We start from the raw sequence: 16,941 nt of genomic DNA on the forward strand, positions 1-16,941 counted from the left end.
CACAGCGCTATCGCGAGCAGGCTCGCTCCCACAGGGTTTTGTGTCGTATTTAATGGACAATGCACCAAACGCCAGCGTTTATGGCAAACTTCGCGCCTATAAATGCCGGTCCCGTGGTTTTTGAGCCTCAACGGCCACGGGCGGATCGGAATAAAGCACTGCCAGGTCTGCTTCCCCTGGATGGGAAAAGACCCTTTGTGTGTTGGTACGTCGGTGCCAACGCTTTCTGCCTGAACAGATCAGAGACACGACCATGCATAACGTCGTCATCAGCGGCACCGGCCTGTACACCCCGGCCAACAGCATCTCCAATGAAGAGCTGGTGCAGTCTTTCAATACCTACGTCGCGCAATTCAACGCCGACAATGCCCAAGCCATCGAGCGGGGGGAAGTCGAGGCGTTGACCGAATCCAGCGCGGCGTTCATCGAAAAAGCCTCCGGCATCAAGAGCCGTTTTGTCATGGACAAGGATGGCATTCTCGACCCGCAACGCATGACCCCGCGCCTGCCCGAGCGTTCCAACGAGGAGTGGTCGGTGCTGTGCGAAATGGCCGTCGGTGCCGCGAAACAGGCCCTGGAACGCGCCGGGCGCACCGCCGCCGACATCGATGGCGTGATCGTCGCTTGTTCCAACCTGCAGCGTCCGTACCCGGCCATCGCCATTGAAGTCCAGGAAGCGCTGGGCATCGAAGGGTTTGGTTACGACATCAACGTGGCCTGTTCCTCGGCGACGTTCGGTATCCAGGCCGCGGCCAACAGCGTACAACTGGGCCAGGCCCGGGCAATCCTGATGGTTAACCCTGAGGTGTGCACCGGCCACCTGAATTTCCGCGACCGCGACAGCCACTTCATCTTCGGCGACGCGGCCACCGCGGTGATCATCGAACGGGCGGACCTGGCGACCTCGCCGTATCAGTTCGACGTGGTCAGCACCAAGCTGCTCACCAAATTCTCCAACAACATCCGCAACAACTTCGGCTTCCTCAACCGCGCCGGGGAAGAGGGTATCGGCAGCCGTGACAAGTTGTTCGTCCAGGAAGGTCGCAAAGTCTTCCGCGACGTCTGTCCGATGGTGGCCGAGCTGATCGGCGTCCACCTGGAAGAAAATCAGCTGAGTGTCGGTGAGGTGAAGCGTTTCTGGCTGCACCAGGCCAACCTGAGCATGAACCACCTGATCGTGCGCAAGCTGCTGGGTCGCGAAGCCACCGAAGAGGAAGCCCCGGTGATCCTCGACCGCTACGCCAACACCAGCTCGGCGGGTTCGGTGATTGCGTTTCACACCTATCAGGATGATTTGCCCAGCGGTTCAGTGGCCGTACTCAGCTCGTTCGGTGCCGGGTATTCGATTGGCAGCGTGATTTTGCGCAAGCATTGATTGTTGGCAATGGGGTTTATTGCGGCGAGGGAGCTTGCTGTGGCGAGGGAGCTTGCTCCCGCTGGGCTGCGAAGCGGCCCCAGGATTTTACGGTTGCTGCGCACTGGAGCGCCGGCCCGACCGAGCGGGAGCAAGCTCCCTCGCCACAAAGGCATCATCAAACCTTACCGGCATTTGGGGCGTTGAATGACCGTCAGCGACGAAACACAACTGCTCCAACGCCTCCTGGCCGGTGAGCAGCAAGCCTTCAAGGAACTGGTCAGCACCTACCAGAGCCCGATGCGCGCCGTGGCCTACGCCATCGTGGGCAGTCGGCATGCTGACGAAGTGGTGCAGGACGCCTGGCTGTCAGTGGTGCGCAACCTCAATGGCTTCCAGGGCCGTTCCAGTCTCAAGACCTGGCTGCTGACCATCACCGCCAACGCCGCCAAGGGCCGCTACAAGCAGAACCGCCGGGAAGTGCTGCTCGATGATTTGCCGTCGCCCCACGGCACGCTTGGGGATGATCGTTTCGCCGCGGATGGCCATTGGCTGCTGGCGCCGTTCGCCTGGCATCAGGACACGCCGGAGGCGCTGCTCACCATGAGCGAACTGCGCGAATGCCTCGAGCACACGCTGCTCAGCCTGTCGCAACTGCAAAGCAGTGTCTTGACCTTGCGCGAACGTCAGGGACTGGAACTGGAAGACATCTGTAATCTTCTGGACATCTCGCTCTCCAACGTACGTGTGCTATTGCATCGGGCACGGCTGAAGGTCTTTGCCACCGTGGAACATTTCGAGGAAACCGGCGAATGCTGACCTGCAAGGAACAAGTGGCGCGCTCCAGCGACTTTCTCGACGGCCAATTGAGCTTGCGTGAACGCTTGATGATGCGTCATCACCTGATGTTCTGCGCCAAATGCCGGCGTTTCATCCGCCAGATGCGCCTGATGCAGGCGACCCTCAAAAAGCTCCCTGAGCCCCCGATTCCCGACCTGGATCACCTCGCCGAAAAACTCGCCGCCGAACGCCGTAAAAACATCCGTTGAAATCCCAACACCCTGCGCATCTGTGGGAGCGAGCCTGCTCGCGATAGCATTGCCTTAGTCGACATCAATGCCGGCTGATTCACCGCTATCGCGAGCAGGCTCGCTCCCACAAGTTCTGCGGCGGGTTCAGTGGCATTGGTTATTCCCTTTCGAAGTAAAAAGTTCCCCTGTCATAAAATCTTTATCTGACAGCAACTGCGCTGACACAACCCATCGCCAAGATCCCCTCCAACACCAGCGGGCTCAGTTCCGCGTGTTTTCTAACGGCATAGACTACCAACAGGGGAATTCTTCGATGATCCGTAAGCACTTCGCAGGTGTTGCCGCCAGCGCACTGGCAATGGCAGTAACCGCCCAGGCTTTCGCCGGCACCGTGACTACCGACGGCGCCGATATCGTGGTCAAAACCAAGGGCGGCCTTGAGGTCGCTACCACTGACAAAGAGTTCAGCTTCAAGCTTGGCGGTCGTTTGCAGGCTGACTACAGCCAGTTTGACGGTCTCTACACTAACAATGGCAACTCAGCCGACGCCGCTTATCTGCGTCGTGCCTTCGTGGAACTGTCCGGCGTGGTGTACACGGATTGGGCCTACACCATCAGCTATGACCTCGCCCACAACGCAGGCAGTTCAGCGGACGGTTACTTCGACGAAGCCTCCATGGCTTACAACGGCTTCAAACCGGTCTCGATCAAATTCGGTCGTTTCGACCCCGATTTCGGCTTGGAGAAAGCCACCAGCTCCAAGTGGGTCACCGCCACTGAGCGTAACGCCGCCTACGATCTGGTCGACTGGACCATGGACAAACAGAACGGGATGGGCATTCAAGCCTCCAGCACTTTCGCCGATTCTTTCTATGCCTCGGCCGGTGTGTTCAGCAAGGACAGCAACGACACCGACGGCGACAGCGTCAAGCAAGTCAACGGTCGTTTTGTATTTGCCCCAATGCACGACTCCGGCAACGTCCTGCACTTCGGCGTGAACGTGGCCTCCCGTGACGTGTCCGACACCGTGTTCGATGCGCGTTACCGCACCCGTTTGGGCATGCGTGGCGTCGATACCGAAGGCGGCAACGATGCCGGTGACAACGGCAATCGTCCGGTACTGGGCGGCGCCAATAACTCGCCGGCTGGCTCGTACGACACTGACACCGCTTTCGGTCTGGAAGCCGCTTTCGCCATGGGGCCAGCCTCGATCCAGGGTGAATACGTCTCGCGCAAAACCAAGGCTGACGACAGCGCCTTCCAGGACATCAAAGGCCACGGTTTCTATGTCCAGGGTGCCTACACCCTCACCGGTGAATCCCGCGGTTATAAAATCGGCAAGTTCGACGCGATCAAGCCTGCCAACAAGTCCATCGGCGCTTGGGAAGTGTTCTATCGCTACGACAGCCTGACCGTTGAAGACGATAACATCACCACCGCATCCGCGACCCGTGACGTGGGCGATGCCGAAGCCAAGGTGCACAACCTGGGTGTCAACTGGTACGCCAACGAAGCGGTGAAAATCTCCGCCGTTTATGTCAAGGCTAAGGCCGACAACGTGACCAACGAAAACGGCGACGACGATGGCGACGGTTTTGTCATGCGCGCCCAGTACGTGTTCTAAGTCGTGCTGACTTGATACAAGGCTTTACCTTTCATCCGTTATAGCTCCTTTGAACCCCGCCTCTGGCGGGGTTTTTTTTATCTGCCCGGTCAGAATCGGCGATACTCGCGCCATCCGCATTCTGGATCTCGGGGAACTGCATGCCGCTACACGTTCTGGACAGCCTGTCCGCCATCGCGCCGCACGAGTGGGACGCACTGGTGCCGGCCAATCAACCCTTCCTGCGCCATGCCTTCCTCACGGCCCTTGAAGACAGTGGCAGCCTGGGCCCGCAATCCGGCTGGCAGCCCGAGCACCTGCTGCATATTGAAGACGGTCGCTTGCTGGCGGCTCTGCCCAGTTATCGCAAGTGGCATTCCTACGGCGAATACGTGTTCGACCACGCCTGGGCCGACGCCTGTGCCCGGGCCAGGATCGACTATTACCCCAAATTGCTGACGGCGGTGCCGTTCAGCCCGGTCAGTGGTCCGCGGCTGCTGGCGGCGAGTGGGGGAGACGGGTTGGAGTTGCTTGGCAGCCTGCCGGGTTATCTGGAAATCGAATCGCTTTCCAGTGCCCACATCAACTTCACCGATGCCTTCACCGACGCAGCGTTGGCCGGGCAACCGGGTTGGTTGCAGCGGATCGGCTGCCAGTACCACTGGCGCAATCGCGGTTATCGGGACTTCCAGGACTTTCTCGACGCGCTCAGTTCCCGCAAGCGCAAGCAGATGCGCAAGGAGCGTGAACAAGTGGCGGGGCAGGGCATCGAGTTCCAATGGCTGGAAGGTCAGCAACTGGACCAGGCCCAGTGGGATTTTGTCTACGCCTGTTACGCCAACACTTACGCGGTGCGTCGGCAAGCGCCGTACCTGACCCGGAGTTTTTTCAGCCTGCTGGCCGAGCGCATGCCCGAGGCCATTCGCGTGGTGTTGGCCAAGGAAGGTTCACGGCCGGTGGCGATGGCGTTCAGCCTGGTGGGCGGTGACAGTTTTTATGGGCGTTACTGGGGTTGCCTAGCGGAATTCGACCGTTTGCATTTCGAGACCTGTTTTTATCAGGGCATGGATTACGCGATTGCCAACGGTCTGCAGCGTTTCGATGCCGGTGCCCAGGGCGAGCACAAATTGATTCGCGGTTTCGAGCCGGTGATCACCCGTTCCTGGCACTACTTGCGCCATCCTGGTCTGAAGGCGGCGGTTGCAGATTTTCTGATCCGGGAGCAGGAGGGCGTGTTGGCGTACGCCGAAGAAGCGAAGACAGCACTGCCTTATCGGCAGTGCTGATCTTCGCCGGGGGGCCTCAGCTGTTTTCCTTGCCCAGCCAGCGGTAAGACACACCGCCGACGACAGCGCCCAGCAGCGGTGCCACCCAGAACAGCCACAGTTGCTCGATGGCCCAGCCGCCGACGATCAGCGCCGGACCGGTACTACGGGCCGGGTTGACGGAGGTGTTGGTGACCGGAATCGAGATCAGGTGAATGAGCGTCAGGGCCAGGCCGATGGCGATCGGTGCCAGTCCGGCCGGTGCACGTTTATCGGTGGCGCCGAGGATGATCAGGATGAACATGGCCGTCATGACCAGCTCGGTCACAAAGCCGGCCACCATGGAATACTGACCGGGCGAATGTTCGCCATAACCGTTCGCCGCCAGGCCGGAAGCGGCCAGGTCGAAGCCTTCCTTGCCGCTGGCGATGAAGTAGATCAACGCGGCGGCCAGCACCCCACCCATGAGCTGGGCAATGATGTAGGCGGGCAGTTCCTTGGCCGGAAACCTCCCGCCTACGTACAAGCCCACCGACACGGCCGGGTTCAGGTGGCAACCCGAGATATGGCCGATGGCGAACGCCATGGTCAACACCGTCAGGCCGAACGCCAGGGCAACCCCCAGCACGCCAATCCCGGAAGCGGCCAATACAGCGCTGCCACATCCGCCCAATACCAGCCAGAACGTACCCAACAACTCAGTCGTTGAACGTTTGAGTAAAGACATAAGCATCCTTGATAAAACAGTCGTGATAATCGGTTATGCATCCAGCAGAATTACGACAGGTTCATCTCCAGAACCTGGGCTGAGTACAGCAGAACGTTGCGACAAATCCAGTGGCATTAAAAAACCGCCAGAGTCAGGGACTGTGGCGGTTTCGGCCTTGGACGGTGGAAAGTATGTCGCTGTGGTGTGCGCAGGATGGATCCTGGACAGATTTTTTCAGAAAGACTTGGGGCTGCACTGATCTGGCGATTTAAACCCGGCCCCTGTAGGAGCTGGCGAAGCCTGCGATCTTTTGATCTTGATCTTGATCTTTCGCTTTAGATTCAAGTGTCTGGGGAAAGATCGCAGCCTCGTTGCACTCGACAGCTCCTACAGGCTCCTACAGGCTCCTCACAGCTTCTACACAGGGCTCCAAGCTCCCTGGGCGGTGGCGTCTGGTTGATTCAGTCGATCCCGACAAAGCCCCCGGTCTGATGCTGCCACAACCGCGCATACAACCCGCCATGGGCCAGCAGTTCGGCGTGGCTGCCGGTCTCGGCGATGCGGCCGTTTTCCAGCACCACCAGCCGGTCCATCCGTGCGATGGTGGAGAGGCGGTGGGCGATGGCGATCACGGTCTTGCCTTGCATCAGGGTCTCGAGGCTTTCCTGGATCGCCGCTTCGACTTCCGAGTCCAGCGCTGACGTCGCTTCGTCCATGATCAGGATCGGCGCGTCCTTGAGCAGCACACGGGCAATGGCGATGCGCTGGCGTTGGCCGCCGGACAGCTTCACCCCGCGTTCACCCACATGGGCATCAAAACCGCTGCGACCTTCGGCATCCGACAGCAATGGAATGAACTCATCGGCCCGGGCCTTGTGCACTGCTTCCCAGAGTTGCGCATCGGTGGCGTCGGGCTTGCCGTAAAGCAGGTTGTCGCGAATCGAACGATGCAGCAGCGAGGTGTCCTGGGTGATCATGCCGATGCGCTCGCGCAAGCTTTCCTGGCCCACTTCTGCGATGTCCTGGCCGTCGATGAGAATGCGCCCGCCCTGCACGTCATAGAGGCGCAGCAGCAGGTTCACCAAGGTGGATTTACCCGCACCGGATGGGCCGATCAGGCCGATCTTTTCCCCCGGCTTGATCACCAGGTTCAAGTCGCCGATCACTCCGCTTTTCTTGCCATAGTGGAAATCCACATGCTCGAAGCGCACTTCGCCACGGGCCACGGCCAAAGGCTTGGCCTGGTCGCGGTCGGTAACGCTGACGGGCTGGGCGATGGTCTGCAAACCGTCCTGGACCATGCCGATGTTTTCGAAGATGCCGTTGACCACCCACATGATCCAGCCGGACATGTTGACGATGCGGATCACCAGCCCGGTGGCCAGGGCAATCGCCCCCACGCTGATCAGCGACTGGGTCCACAGCCACAGGGCCAGCGCTGTGGTGCCGACGATCAGCAGCCCGTTCATGCTGGTAATGACCACATCCATGCTGGTCACCACGCGGCCGGCCAATTGGGCTTTCTCGGTCTGCTCTTCGATGGCTTCGCGGGCGTATTGCTGTTCGAAATTGGTGTGGGCGAACAGCTTCAAGGTGGTGATGTTGGTGTAGCCGTCGACGATCCGGCCCATGAGCTTGGAGCGGGCATCGGACGACACGACGGAGCGCTCCTTGACCCTCGGCACGAAGTAACAGAGCGCGCCGATGTAAGCGGCGATCCACATCAGCAGCGGGATCATCAGGCGCCAGTCGGCTTCGGCAAACAGCACCAATGAGCTGATGGCATAGATCAGCACGTGCCACAGCGCGTCCACGGCCTGCACCGCGGAGTCGCGAAGGGAATTGCCGGTCTGCATGATGCGCTGGGCGATGCGTCCGGCGAAGTCGTTCTGGAAAAAGTTCAGGCTCTGCTTGAGCACGTAGCTGTGGTTTTGCCAGCGGATCAGGCTGGTCATGCCTGGACTCAGGGTCTGGTGCACCAGCAGGTCATGCAAGGCCACGAAGATTGGCCGAAAGACCAGCGCCACCACGGCCATCCAGGCCAGCTCCAGACCGTGGATCTTGAAGAAGTCGACGTTGGGCGTGCCCTGGGTCAAGTCGATGATGCGGCTCAGGTAGCTGAACAGCGCCACCTCGATCAGCGCGCCAATCAGGCCCACCACCAGCAGCACGGCGAAGCTGGGCCAGACTTGTTTCAGGTAATAGGTGTAGAAGGGCAGGACGCGGTTCGGGGGGGCCGAGGTCGGGGCGTCGCGGAAAATATCGATCAGTGTTTCGAAACGACGATAAACCATGGGGTACATAGCCCGGGCAGGGCTCTCCTTTTTTTCCTGTGAGCGGCGCGCGATTGCCGCCGCTCAGGCTTGCCCTGTGCTGTTTAGTCGATGCGCTTGGCCGACTTGATGATCACAGGGTCGATCGGCACGTTTTGCATGCCTTGTTTGGTGGTGGTCTGGGAGTTGACGATGATGTCCACCACGTCCATGCCCTTGACCACTTTGGCGAACACCGCGTAACCGGCGTCACGGCCCGGGTCGAGGAAGGCGTTGTCGGCCACGTTGATGAAGAACTGGCTGGTGGCCGAGTTCGGGTTGGAAGTACGCGCCATCGACAAGGTTCCGCGCACGTTATGCAGGCCATTGCTGGCTTCGTTCTTGATCGGTGCCTTGGTGTCTTTCTGTTGCATCTGCTGGGTGAAACCGCCGCCCTGGGCCATGAAACCCGGGATCACACGGTGGAAAATCGTGTTGTTGTAGAAGCCGCTGTCCACGTACTCAAGGAAGTTCTGGGTACTGATCGGCGCCTTGACCGGATCCAGTTCGATTTCGATCTGACCGTTGGTGGTGTCCAGCAATACGTGGGGCGCCTTGGTTGGCTGCGCGGCCATCAGGTTAGCGGCAAACAGGACGGAGCCGGCGACGAGGGCGATTTTTTTCAGCATGGGTTCAGTGATCCTGAGTAGTTGAGTCGACTGCGGTCAAAAATTCGAGCAGGGTTTGGTTGAAGCGTTCGGGTTGATCCAGCGGGGTCGCGTGCCGTGAGTCGGCAATGACCACCAGCCGGGCATCGGGCAGCAGTTTTACATAGGCTTCTTTCAATGCCACGGGGGTGTAGTCGTGGTCGGCGCAAATGACCAGGGTTGGACAGGCCACCTGCGACAGTCGTTCCTGAACCCCCCAACCCACAATGGCATCGAAGCTGGCGAGATAAGCACGTTTGTCGTTTTTTGCCCAGCGCCGGGCCATTTCCAGGCGTAACTCGGTCTGTTGCGGTTTGGGAAACAACTTGGCGCCCAGGGCCTTGCCAATGGTTTCAAGGCTCAGAAGGCGCATCAGGCTCCAGCGCTTGAACCATTGCCAGCAGTCATCAGGCGTGCGGACTTTGACTTGCGGCGCGCTGTTGACGATGCACAGACTCTTGATCCGCCCGGGTTCGTCCACCGCCAGTTGAAAACAAATCATGCCGCCCATGGACCAGCCCACCAGATGCACCGGGCCCAGGTCCAGGTGTTCGATCAGGGCGATCAGGTCGGCGCTGAAACCTTCGATGCTGTAAGGCCCACGAGGTTTGTCGGAGCGTCCATGGCCGCGTACGTCCACCACGATCAAACGGTAGTGGGCGGACAATACCGGGATTTGTTTTTCCCAGTCGCGGGTGCTGGAGCCCAGCCCGTGGACCAGGACCAAGGGCGTGCCGTGGCCGTATTCCTCGTAGTGCAGGTTGCAATCTTCGTGGGCGAAATAGGCCATTGGCAAAGTCCTTGTCAGGCTTGTTCAGGGGCGGCGAACGGCGCATCCAGCGGCGCAGTGTCGAAGGTGCGCAGCAGCTCGATGAGGATTTGCGTGGCCGGGCCCAGGGGTTTTTCCTTGTTTGAAAAAAGATAGAACGTGGAGTTGCGGCTGCCGCCTTGCTCCAAGGGTAGACGCTTGAGCAAGCCTTCCTTGAGTTCCCGCTCGATCATGTGCCGCGGCAGCCAGGCGAAGCCCAGGCCGCTGCCGACGAACGTCGCGGCGGTGGCCAGGCTGCCGACGGTCCAGCGTTGCTCGGCGCCCAGCCACCCGACATCGCGGGGTTGCTGGCGACCGGAGTCGCGGATCACCACCTGCAATTGGCTTTCCAGGTCCTGGAAGTTCAGCTCGCGGTTGAGGCGGTGCAGGGCGTGTTCGGGATGGGCCACCGCGACGAACTCAACATCGCTCAGTTCAGCGCCCAGGTAACCGGGAATGCTGAAGCCGCTGATGGCCAGATCCGCCACGCCTTCGAGCAGCACTTCCTCGACACCCGACAGCACCTCTTCGCGCAGGCGCACCCGACAGCCACGGCTTTGCGGCATGAACGCGGTCAAGGCACGTACAAGGCGGGCGTTGGGATAGGCGGCATCGACCACCAGCCGCACTTCCGCTTCCCAGCCTTGCTCCATGTGATGGGCCAGGTCTTCCAGCTGGCTGGCTTGTTTGACCAATTGACGGGAACGACGCAGCAGTACGCCGCCGGCTTCGGTCAGTACGGCCTTGCGCCCATCGATGCGCAGCAACGGTACGCCGAGCTGGTCCTGCATGCGCGCCACGGTGTAACTCACCGACGACTGGGAGCGGTGCAGCACCTCGGCAGCCTGGGCGAAACCGCCGTGGTCGACCACCGCTTGCAAGGTTCGCCATTGATCCAGGGTCACGCGGGGCGCTTTCATATTGAGCTCCTCTTGTCCTAAGCTGGCGGTCCCCTGGTGGAGACTGCCTAATGAAAAAAATCTGTTGTGTGCTGCTGGCGCTGTTGCCGCTGACTGCGTTTGCCTACCCGATCGATGTGGAAAAACACCTCAACGGTCTGAGCATCGACTACACCGCCTATGACACCGATGCCGACATCGGTTCCATCCAGGTCAACAACTACGGCAGCACCGATGCGGCCTGCACCGTGGTGTTTCGCAACGGTCCCGAAGCACCGCGTACCCGCAAGATCGAAGTCGCCGCCGGCAAGTTCAAAAATGCCACCGCCAAGTTCAACCGCAACATCATCAAGCTGCGCATCACCCTGACCTGCCAGCCGAAATAAGCCGGTGGCGCAGTAGCGAGGCAATCCGTGCTCCGCTTATAAACGAATTTATCGATGTTTTGCAGCAATTATTTGCGCTTTTTGATCGATGTAACCATGTTTAATCTTCACTCCATCGACTGACAACATTTTCCGATGGAGGCTACATCCCATGTCCCGCGTTCTGATCATCGAAAGCAGTGCCCGCCAGCAAGACTCGGTTTCCCGTCAATTGACCCAGACCTTCATCAGCCAATGGAAAGCCGCGCACCCGGCCGATGAAATCAGTGTTCGTGACTTGGCCATCAATCCGGTGCCGCACCTGGACGCCCATCTGCTGGGTGGCTGGATGAAGCCCGTCGAGCAGCGCAACGACATCGAAAACGCCTCCCTGGAACGCTCTAACCAGTTGACCGATGAATTGCTGGCCGCCGACGTGCTGGTGATGGCCGCGCCGATGTACAACTTCGCCATCCCCAGTACCTTGAAAGCCTGGCTGGACCACGTACTGCGTGCCGGCGTGACCTTCAAGTACACCCCCACCGGCCCTCAAGGCCTGTTGACTGGCAAACGTGCTTTTGTGCTGACCGCCCGCGGCGGCATTCATGCTGGCGCCAGCTCTGACCACCAGGAACCCTACCTGCGTCAGGTCATGGCTTTCATCGGCATCCACGACGTGACCTTCATCCATGCCGAGGGCATGAACCTGGGCGGTGATTTCCAGGAGAAGGGCTTGAATCAGGCCAACGCCAAGCTGTCCCAGGTCGCCTGATCCGTTAATCCTCAGGTAATCGCCAGGTGGTCTAGTGGCCTGGCGCTCCCTTCAAGCTGTTTTGCGCATCGAACCTCCCTTGGCACTTGTTGCTCCTGAGTGCAGTCGCCCGATTGAACGCTTTAGCGAGATCGGGCTTTTTTTTGCCTGTCATTTCCCGTTCGCTGAAGGACCCTGTGGGAGCGGGCTTGCTCGCGATTGCTGCCTGACAGTTGAAAGAGATGTCGGCTGACACTCCGCCTTCGCGAGCAAGCCCGCTCCCACAGGGTTTACTGCCCGTGGTTGGCTATTGCGGTTAGCGGCAATCCCCAAAAACCGCTATCTTCGCCGCCATCCGAAACGAGGGGCGTATGGGCTATCTACTTTTTGTGACGCTGATTCAGGCGTTTTCCTTCAGTCTGATTGGTGAATACCTGGCCGGGCATGTCGACAGTTACTTTGCGGTGCTGGTGCGGGTTGTGCTGGCGGGGCTGGTGTTCATTCCGCTGACCCGCTGGCGCCAGGTGGAGCCGTCGTTCATGCGTGGCATGCTGTTGATTGGTGCCTTGCAGTTCGGCGTGACCTACGTGTGCCTGTACTTGAGCTTTCGCGTGCTGACGGTGCCCGAGGTCCTGCTTTTCACCATCCTGACGCCGCTGCACGTGACCCTGATCGAAGACGCGCTCAATCGTCGCTTCAATCCCTGGGCCCTGATCGCGGCGTTGGTGGCCGTGACCGGCGCGGCGGTGATTCGTTACGACCGGATCAACCCGGACTTCTTCATGGGCTTTTTGTTGCTGCAATTGGCCAACTTCACCTACGCGGCCGGGCAGGTGCTGTACAAACACCTCGTCGCCCGCCATCCCAGCGACCTGCCGCACTACCGGCGTTTTGGCTACTTCTACCTCGGCGCACTGGCGGTGGCGTTGCCGGCCTTCCTGCTGTTCGGCAAGGCGGATTTCTGGCCAGAAGCACCGCTGCAATGGGGCGTACTGATATTTCTCGGCCTGGTCTCCACCGCGTTGGGGCTGTACTGGTGGAACAAAGGCGCGTGCATGGTCAACGGCGGCACGCTGGCGGTGATGAACAACCTGCATGTACCGGTGGGGCTACTGGTCAACCTGCTGATCTGGAACCAGCACGAGGAACTGGGGCGGTTGCTGCTGGGCGGGTCGGTGATATTGGCGGCGGTGTGGATCAGTCGGTTGGGTATAAAACCGGCGCCTGGCGTAAACTCCGCGGCGTGATCGTCAGCGGCATCGGCGCGAGCGGTAATGCCTACGCAACAGAAACATAGGGAGCTGCGAAGTGGACAAGGTTGATGAGCTGATTATTGCGGCCTTGAAGGATGATTCCAGAGTTAGCCTGGCGCAGCTTGCCAGGCAAGTGCACAAGTCCCGTACGGCGGTAGAGTCGCGTGTTCAAAAACTGATTGAAAAGGGTGTGATCCTGGGCTTCACCATCAACGTCGCGCAGGACGAAGAAGCCCAACAGTCGGCGTTTCTGATGCTGCGACTTGACGGCAACAGTTGCCATCTGGTGTTTCCGAAGATCTATCACTACCGCGAAGTGATTCACGCCTATTCGCTGTTTGGCGATGTGGACATGATGCTCGAAGTCAAATACAAAAACTTTGAGGCGCTGATGGTGCTCAAGGACAGTTTCCTGAAGATTGAGCATGTCAATGAAGTGGTGGTTAACCCGGTCCTCAAGGCCTGGCGCTGAGGAGGATTGAGCAGTGGCTGGCAGGCTGCTCAATCCTTGTTCATGCCTCAGCGGGGTTACCGGTCGACCACCGTCTCAAGGAAGTAATGATTCAGGCTCGGCATTTTCTGACGAAGCATGTCTATCAACTCTTCAATGATTGACCGATTGAACGCCCCAGGCGTCTCGTCGTGCCCCAGTACGACAACCAGCAGATTCGACGAATCCTGGGTCAGACGAAAATCATGGGCATCGGCGTCTACCTTGCCAATGCTTGCCAAGGGGACATCACCGCAGCTATAGACGAGATCGCCGGTGGGTATGGTGATGTCTTTCTTGGCAAACAGCGGTCGGAAGTTCCTGGGTTGTTCCGAACGGAATACATGAATGTCTTCCTGGTGATGGTAGGTGTGTACGCCGATACTGACGCCGTGGCGAATCGCAACGGCGTTATAGGCGTCGACAATATTGTTGATGGGCTGGGCGCCTTTGGAGATGAATCGCCTGAGCAGTTTCTCATTGGCGCTGACGGTATTTTCATAGCCGAGCTTTTTGAGCTGTCTGGAAAACCCTTCATACACACTGTTCGAGATGAGGCTGTTCAAGTGGGAAGCAACGTGATTCAGGTTGCTTTGCAGCACACCCATGAAACTTTGGTCATCGGAAACGGTAACGTTGCTGATCACCGCCGCGCAGGCATTGTTGATGCCCAGGTCACTGGCGGATTTCTGGATGATTAAACGGGGCTTCATCACATTAACACCATAGTTTATTGCGTATGCTTTCGGTGCTGGCATCCAGTTGGTTGACCTCAGGATGATGGAGCCAGAACAAGCCGGGGCAGGTGGCAAAGTCGATCGTTACCGGTGTGGTATCGCCGGGGCTGATGAAATATTTGTGGCCGCAATAGGCAACATCCTGGGCAACACTGTGCAGCACCGTCGAAGAAGGTGTGTTGAAGGTGCGCTTTTCGTGGGAGCAGAAGAAACCGATTCTTCCCCGGCTGATTTGGCTGACTTCTTCGGCCGGGGTCGGCGAGCGTCCCAGGTAGCAGTCAACGGACAACGAAAGCAAATCAGGCTGGTAGACCTGCTGAAAGAGCTGCGGCGCAATCCCTCCGTGCAGGCGACCTCCCGCCTCAATCATCACTGGGCCTGCATCGGACCAGATGATTTCCATGTGGATGGGGCCAATCCTGATGCTCAATGCGGCGGCTGCCTGGCGCGCGTAGTCGATCAGTGGTTGCACATCGGGTGAGCGGGGATCGAGGGTGTCCAGGCTTTCATAGACAAACCGGCTGCCGTTTTTATTGACCTTGGTGTACTTGCACACGGAAGCAACGACGAACGTGCCCTCGAACGCGACCATATCGACCACGTACTCCGGCCCCGATATGAACGGCTGGACGATGAAGCCAAGGTTGATCTCACCCAAGTCATTTTTTTTATTCCATGCCGCGCCATCCAGTGCAGCCTGTACCGCTTCCTTGCCTTCGGCGAACACCACACCTTCGGTAGCCGCTGAGTTCAAAGGCTTGATCACGTATTTGAGGGTCGGGTCCAGTGTGGCCACAAAATCCGCAATGTGCGTGGGTGAACTCAAGATGTCTGAAGGAATGTGGCGTAAACCGTGTTCCTTCAGCGCTTTCTGCATGGCGAACTTGTTGCGACGAAGGTCGCTGGTTGCGCGACTGTTACCCGTGAGCCCGAGGGCTTCTGCCAGGTAGTCCGTGAGATAGATCGCTGTTTCGCACCCAGCGATGACTGCCGTCACGGACAGGGTCTTTAAAGCCTCCAGCGGTTTATCGTCCCAGTAGTAAATCGCCTCGAAGTTTTCCTTCACCAAGTCACTGGTGAAGTGCAGGGGCAACTCGCCGGTGGAAATAACAGCAACACAACGTACGCCTTGGGCATTGAGCACTGGCGCGTAGAGCTTGCCGGTGGAGAAAGGATCAACAATCAGTACGGTTTTCAAATCATCCACTCCTATTCAGCGGTGACCGCGGGTGAGACCCCGGGGCTGAGATTCCAGACCAGCACGGCACATCCCAACAGTGCGGCCGACGCGATCATCAGAAGGCGCGCGCCTTCGATTCCCAAAAAGCCTGAAGTGGTGAAGAACGTCAGGATCATGGGCGCCGAGCCGCTGACCAGCAGGTAGTAAAGCGAGCTCTTGGCTGCGATGACATCGGCAATCCGCGCATTGGGCGCAGACTCGATCAGCGTTTTACGCAGCTGGATCCTCAGGCTGTTGATGCAAAAACCCAGCAGGAACGCTGCGGCCATCATCACGTAGAGGTTCTGGAAATAGACGATCGCGACATCGGCCAGGACCACCATCAACATGGCGCTGTAACTGTTGAGCTTGATCCGTGGCAACACGGCGGCGCTGAAAGCACCCAGGCCGGCCAAGCCACTGGCGACACCAAACAAGGTGGCGTTCCACTCATTGAGCTTCTGGAAGACGATGGGCACCAGGCTGTTGAACGCGCCGATGTGGAAGCCGATCATGCTCAGGACGATGATCAGGATGTAAAGATTGGCTGGCAGATGCCGGGCGAGAATCGCACTGGTGTCAGGCGCCTGTACCGGATCGTCGGATGTTGGGGTTGCGGCTACCAGCAACGTTGCTCCCAGCGACACGATAGCCGCCAGGCTGATGATCTGCAGGGTCTGATTGACCGAGAAGATATCCACGATCACCCCCCCGAGCAGCGCGCCGCCGAAGGCACCTATCTGGATGGAGGTTTGCATCAGGCGTGCAGACGTGTCGCTGTTGGTCAGGCCCGCCAGCACCAGCTTGGTGTTTTTTGACTCCAGGGTACTGATGGTGAAGTAGTCGGTAACCCCCACCACGAACGCGATACTTAAAAAGCCGATTGGCAGCAGCGCGGCGTCGGTAAGGGACAATCCCAGAATGGCTCCAAATGCCGTGAGTCGAATGTAGAGCAATCGACGCATGCTCAGTTCGACGGTAAAAAACTTACCGATGAACTGTTCGCACAGATAAGGCACCACTGTCGCCACACACAAGGTTGCACCCACCAGGAATGTCGACCCGGTGGTTTCCAGGCCGAACCAGACCATGGCGATGACGATCGCCATATCCAGGCCGGTGAAGAGGGTAACGATCGAGTAGAACGCTCCCAGGGTTGATTTATTAGTCATACGCTTTACTCAGTCATGGCGAGAAAGTTTGAACAGCGGCACGCACCGGTTGTTATCGCTGACCACGGTGCTGATTACGTTCCGCACACGCACCGTTGGCAGGGATTTCTTTTCCAGGTTGCAAAGTTTGTAAGCGTTGTCGTGCCAAGGGCAGATCACGCTTTGCCCGTCCTGCGTGACTTCGCCCATGTGCAACGGACCGCCTCGATGGGGGCAACTGGTGGGCAACAGCTGTGTGGAATGAGGATGGCGCTTGAGAAAATAGGTTTTCTCGTCCACAGCGACATAATTGACGTGGGTCAGATTCAGGCTGATGGCTTTCATGG

Annotated in this window: 18 protein-coding genes; 9 read left to right on the top strand and 9 right to left on the bottom strand. The window is 58.8% G+C overall.

The window, feature by feature from the left end:
• Positions 1 to 253 precede the first annotated feature (253 nt).
• The 5 genes from BM132_RS20195 to BM132_RS20215 all read left to right on the top strand — a co-directional run bounded on the left by BM132_RS20195 (position 254) and on the right by BM132_RS20215 (position 5,274).
• The gene (locus BM132_RS20195; protein ID WP_092397399.1) at positions 254 to 1,375 is read left to right on the top strand and encodes a beta-ketoacyl-ACP synthase III; all 1,122 of its coding nucleotides are present in this window, start codon (positions 254 to 256) and stop codon (positions 1,373 to 1,375) included.
• 186 nt (positions 1,376 to 1,561) lie between these two features.
• On the top strand, positions 1,562 to 2,173 hold the full coding sequence (locus tag BM132_RS20200) for an RNA polymerase sigma factor (RefSeq protein WP_092458230.1): 612 nt from the start codon (positions 1,562 to 1,564) through the stop codon (positions 2,171 to 2,173).
• Complete coding sequence (locus BM132_RS20205) at positions 2,167 to 2,403, top strand: anti-sigma factor family protein (protein WP_092458233.1); 237 nt, start codon at positions 2,167 to 2,169, stop codon at positions 2,401 to 2,403. Before BM132_RS20200 ends, BM132_RS20205 begins: the two co-directional genes overlap by 7 nt.
• Before the next feature lie 295 nt (positions 2,404 to 2,698).
• Positions 2,699 to 4,009 carry an OprO/OprP family phosphate-selective porin gene (locus BM132_RS20210; protein ID WP_092458237.1) on the top strand — a complete coding sequence of 437 codons (1,311 nt, stop codon included), beginning with the start codon at positions 2,699 to 2,701 and terminating at the stop codon, positions 4,007 to 4,009.
• A gap of 140 nt (positions 4,010 to 4,149) precedes the next feature.
• Positions 4,150 to 5,274, top strand: coding sequence for a GNAT family N-acetyltransferase (locus BM132_RS20215; RefSeq protein WP_092458240.1), 1,125 nt, complete (start codon positions 4,150 to 4,152; stop codon positions 5,272 to 5,274).
• Between the two features lie 16 nt (positions 5,275 to 5,290).
• Here the strand turns inward: BM132_RS20215 and aqpZ are convergent, their stop codons facing one another.
• The 5 genes from aqpZ to BM132_RS20240 form a co-directional block, all read right to left on the bottom strand.
• A complete protein-coding gene (gene aqpZ / locus BM132_RS20220; protein WP_092397409.1) occupies positions 5,291 to 5,980 on the bottom strand; it encodes an aquaporin Z in 690 nt (229 codons plus the stop codon).
• Between the two features lie 443 nt (positions 5,981 to 6,423).
• Positions 6,424 to 8,256: an ABC transporter ATP-binding protein gene (locus BM132_RS20225; RefSeq protein ID WP_092458554.1), complete on the bottom strand. Its 1,833-nt coding sequence runs from the start codon at positions 8,254 to 8,256 to the stop codon at positions 6,424 to 6,426.
• 83 nt (positions 8,257 to 8,339) lie between these two features.
• Complete coding sequence (locus BM132_RS20230) at positions 8,340 to 8,903, bottom strand: peptidylprolyl isomerase (protein WP_092458243.1); 564 nt, start codon at positions 8,901 to 8,903, stop codon at positions 8,340 to 8,342.
• Between the two features lie 4 nt (positions 8,904 to 8,907).
• A complete protein-coding gene (locus tag BM132_RS20235; protein WP_092458246.1) occupies positions 8,908 to 9,711 on the bottom strand; it encodes an alpha/beta fold hydrolase in 804 nt (267 codons plus the stop codon).
• A gap of 14 nt (positions 9,712 to 9,725) precedes the next feature.
• On the bottom strand, positions 9,726 to 10,649 hold the full coding sequence (locus tag BM132_RS20240; RefSeq protein WP_076385912.1) for a PA3225 family LysR-type transcriptional regulator: 924 nt from the start codon (positions 10,647 to 10,649) through the stop codon (positions 9,726 to 9,728).
• Positions 10,650 to 10,699: 50 nt separating this feature from the next.
• Here BM132_RS20240 and BM132_RS20245 point away from each other — a divergent pair, with 50 nt between their 5' ends.
• The 4 genes from BM132_RS20245 to BM132_RS20260 all read left to right on the top strand — a co-directional run bounded on the left by BM132_RS20245 (position 10,700) and on the right by BM132_RS20260 (position 13,469).
• Entirely contained in the window at positions 10,700 to 11,014 is a 315-nt protein-coding gene (locus BM132_RS20245) for a 3-phosphoglycerate kinase (protein WP_092458249.1), read from the top strand.
• Positions 11,015 to 11,165: 151 nt separating this feature from the next.
• Positions 11,166 to 11,765 (top strand): FMN-dependent NADH-azoreductase, encoded by a 600-nt coding sequence (locus BM132_RS20250; RefSeq protein WP_092458252.1) that lies wholly within the window; start codon positions 11,166 to 11,168, stop codon positions 11,763 to 11,765.
• 350 nt (positions 11,766 to 12,115) lie between these two features.
• Positions 12,116 to 12,991 carry a carboxylate/amino acid/amine transporter gene (locus BM132_RS20255; protein WP_092458255.1) on the top strand — a complete coding sequence of 292 codons (876 nt, stop codon included), beginning with the start codon at positions 12,116 to 12,118 and terminating at the stop codon, positions 12,989 to 12,991.
• A gap of 61 nt (positions 12,992 to 13,052) precedes the next feature.
• A complete protein-coding gene (locus tag BM132_RS20260) occupies positions 13,053 to 13,469 on the top strand; it encodes an Lrp/AsnC family transcriptional regulator (RefSeq protein ID WP_092458258.1) in 417 nt (138 codons plus the stop codon).
• A gap of 56 nt (positions 13,470 to 13,525) precedes the next feature.
• Here BM132_RS20260 and BM132_RS20265 read toward each other — a convergent pair whose 3' ends face one another.
• From BM132_RS20265 to BM132_RS20280, 4 genes are read right to left on the bottom strand one after another with little or no spacing between them, the layout of a single operon-like run.
• A complete protein-coding gene (locus BM132_RS20265) occupies positions 13,526 to 14,200 on the bottom strand; it encodes a phenylalanine--tRNA ligase beta subunit-related protein (RefSeq protein WP_092458261.1) in 675 nt (224 codons plus the stop codon).
• A 4-nt stretch (positions 14,201 to 14,204) separates the two neighbouring features.
• The gene (locus tag BM132_RS20270) at positions 14,205 to 15,422 is read right to left on the bottom strand and encodes an ATP-grasp domain-containing protein (RefSeq protein WP_092458264.1); all 1,218 of its coding nucleotides are present in this window, start codon (positions 15,420 to 15,422) and stop codon (positions 14,205 to 14,207) included.
• An 11-nt stretch (positions 15,423 to 15,433) separates the two neighbouring features.
• Positions 15,434 to 16,615, bottom strand: coding sequence for an MFS transporter (locus BM132_RS20275; protein ID WP_092458267.1), 1,182 nt, complete (start codon positions 16,613 to 16,615; stop codon positions 15,434 to 15,436).
• Between the two features lie 9 nt (positions 16,616 to 16,624).
• Positions 16,625 to 16,939: a Rieske 2Fe-2S domain-containing protein gene (locus BM132_RS20280; RefSeq protein ID WP_092458270.1), complete on the bottom strand. Its 315-nt coding sequence runs from the start codon at positions 16,937 to 16,939 to the stop codon at positions 16,625 to 16,627.
• Positions 16,940 to 16,941: the final 2 nt, after the last annotated feature.

It is taken from the genome of Pseudomonas sp. NFACC45 (assembly GCF_900113505.1).
GTDB lineage: Bacteria > Pseudomonadota > Gammaproteobacteria > Pseudomonadales > Pseudomonadaceae > Aquipseudomonas > Aquipseudomonas tehranensis.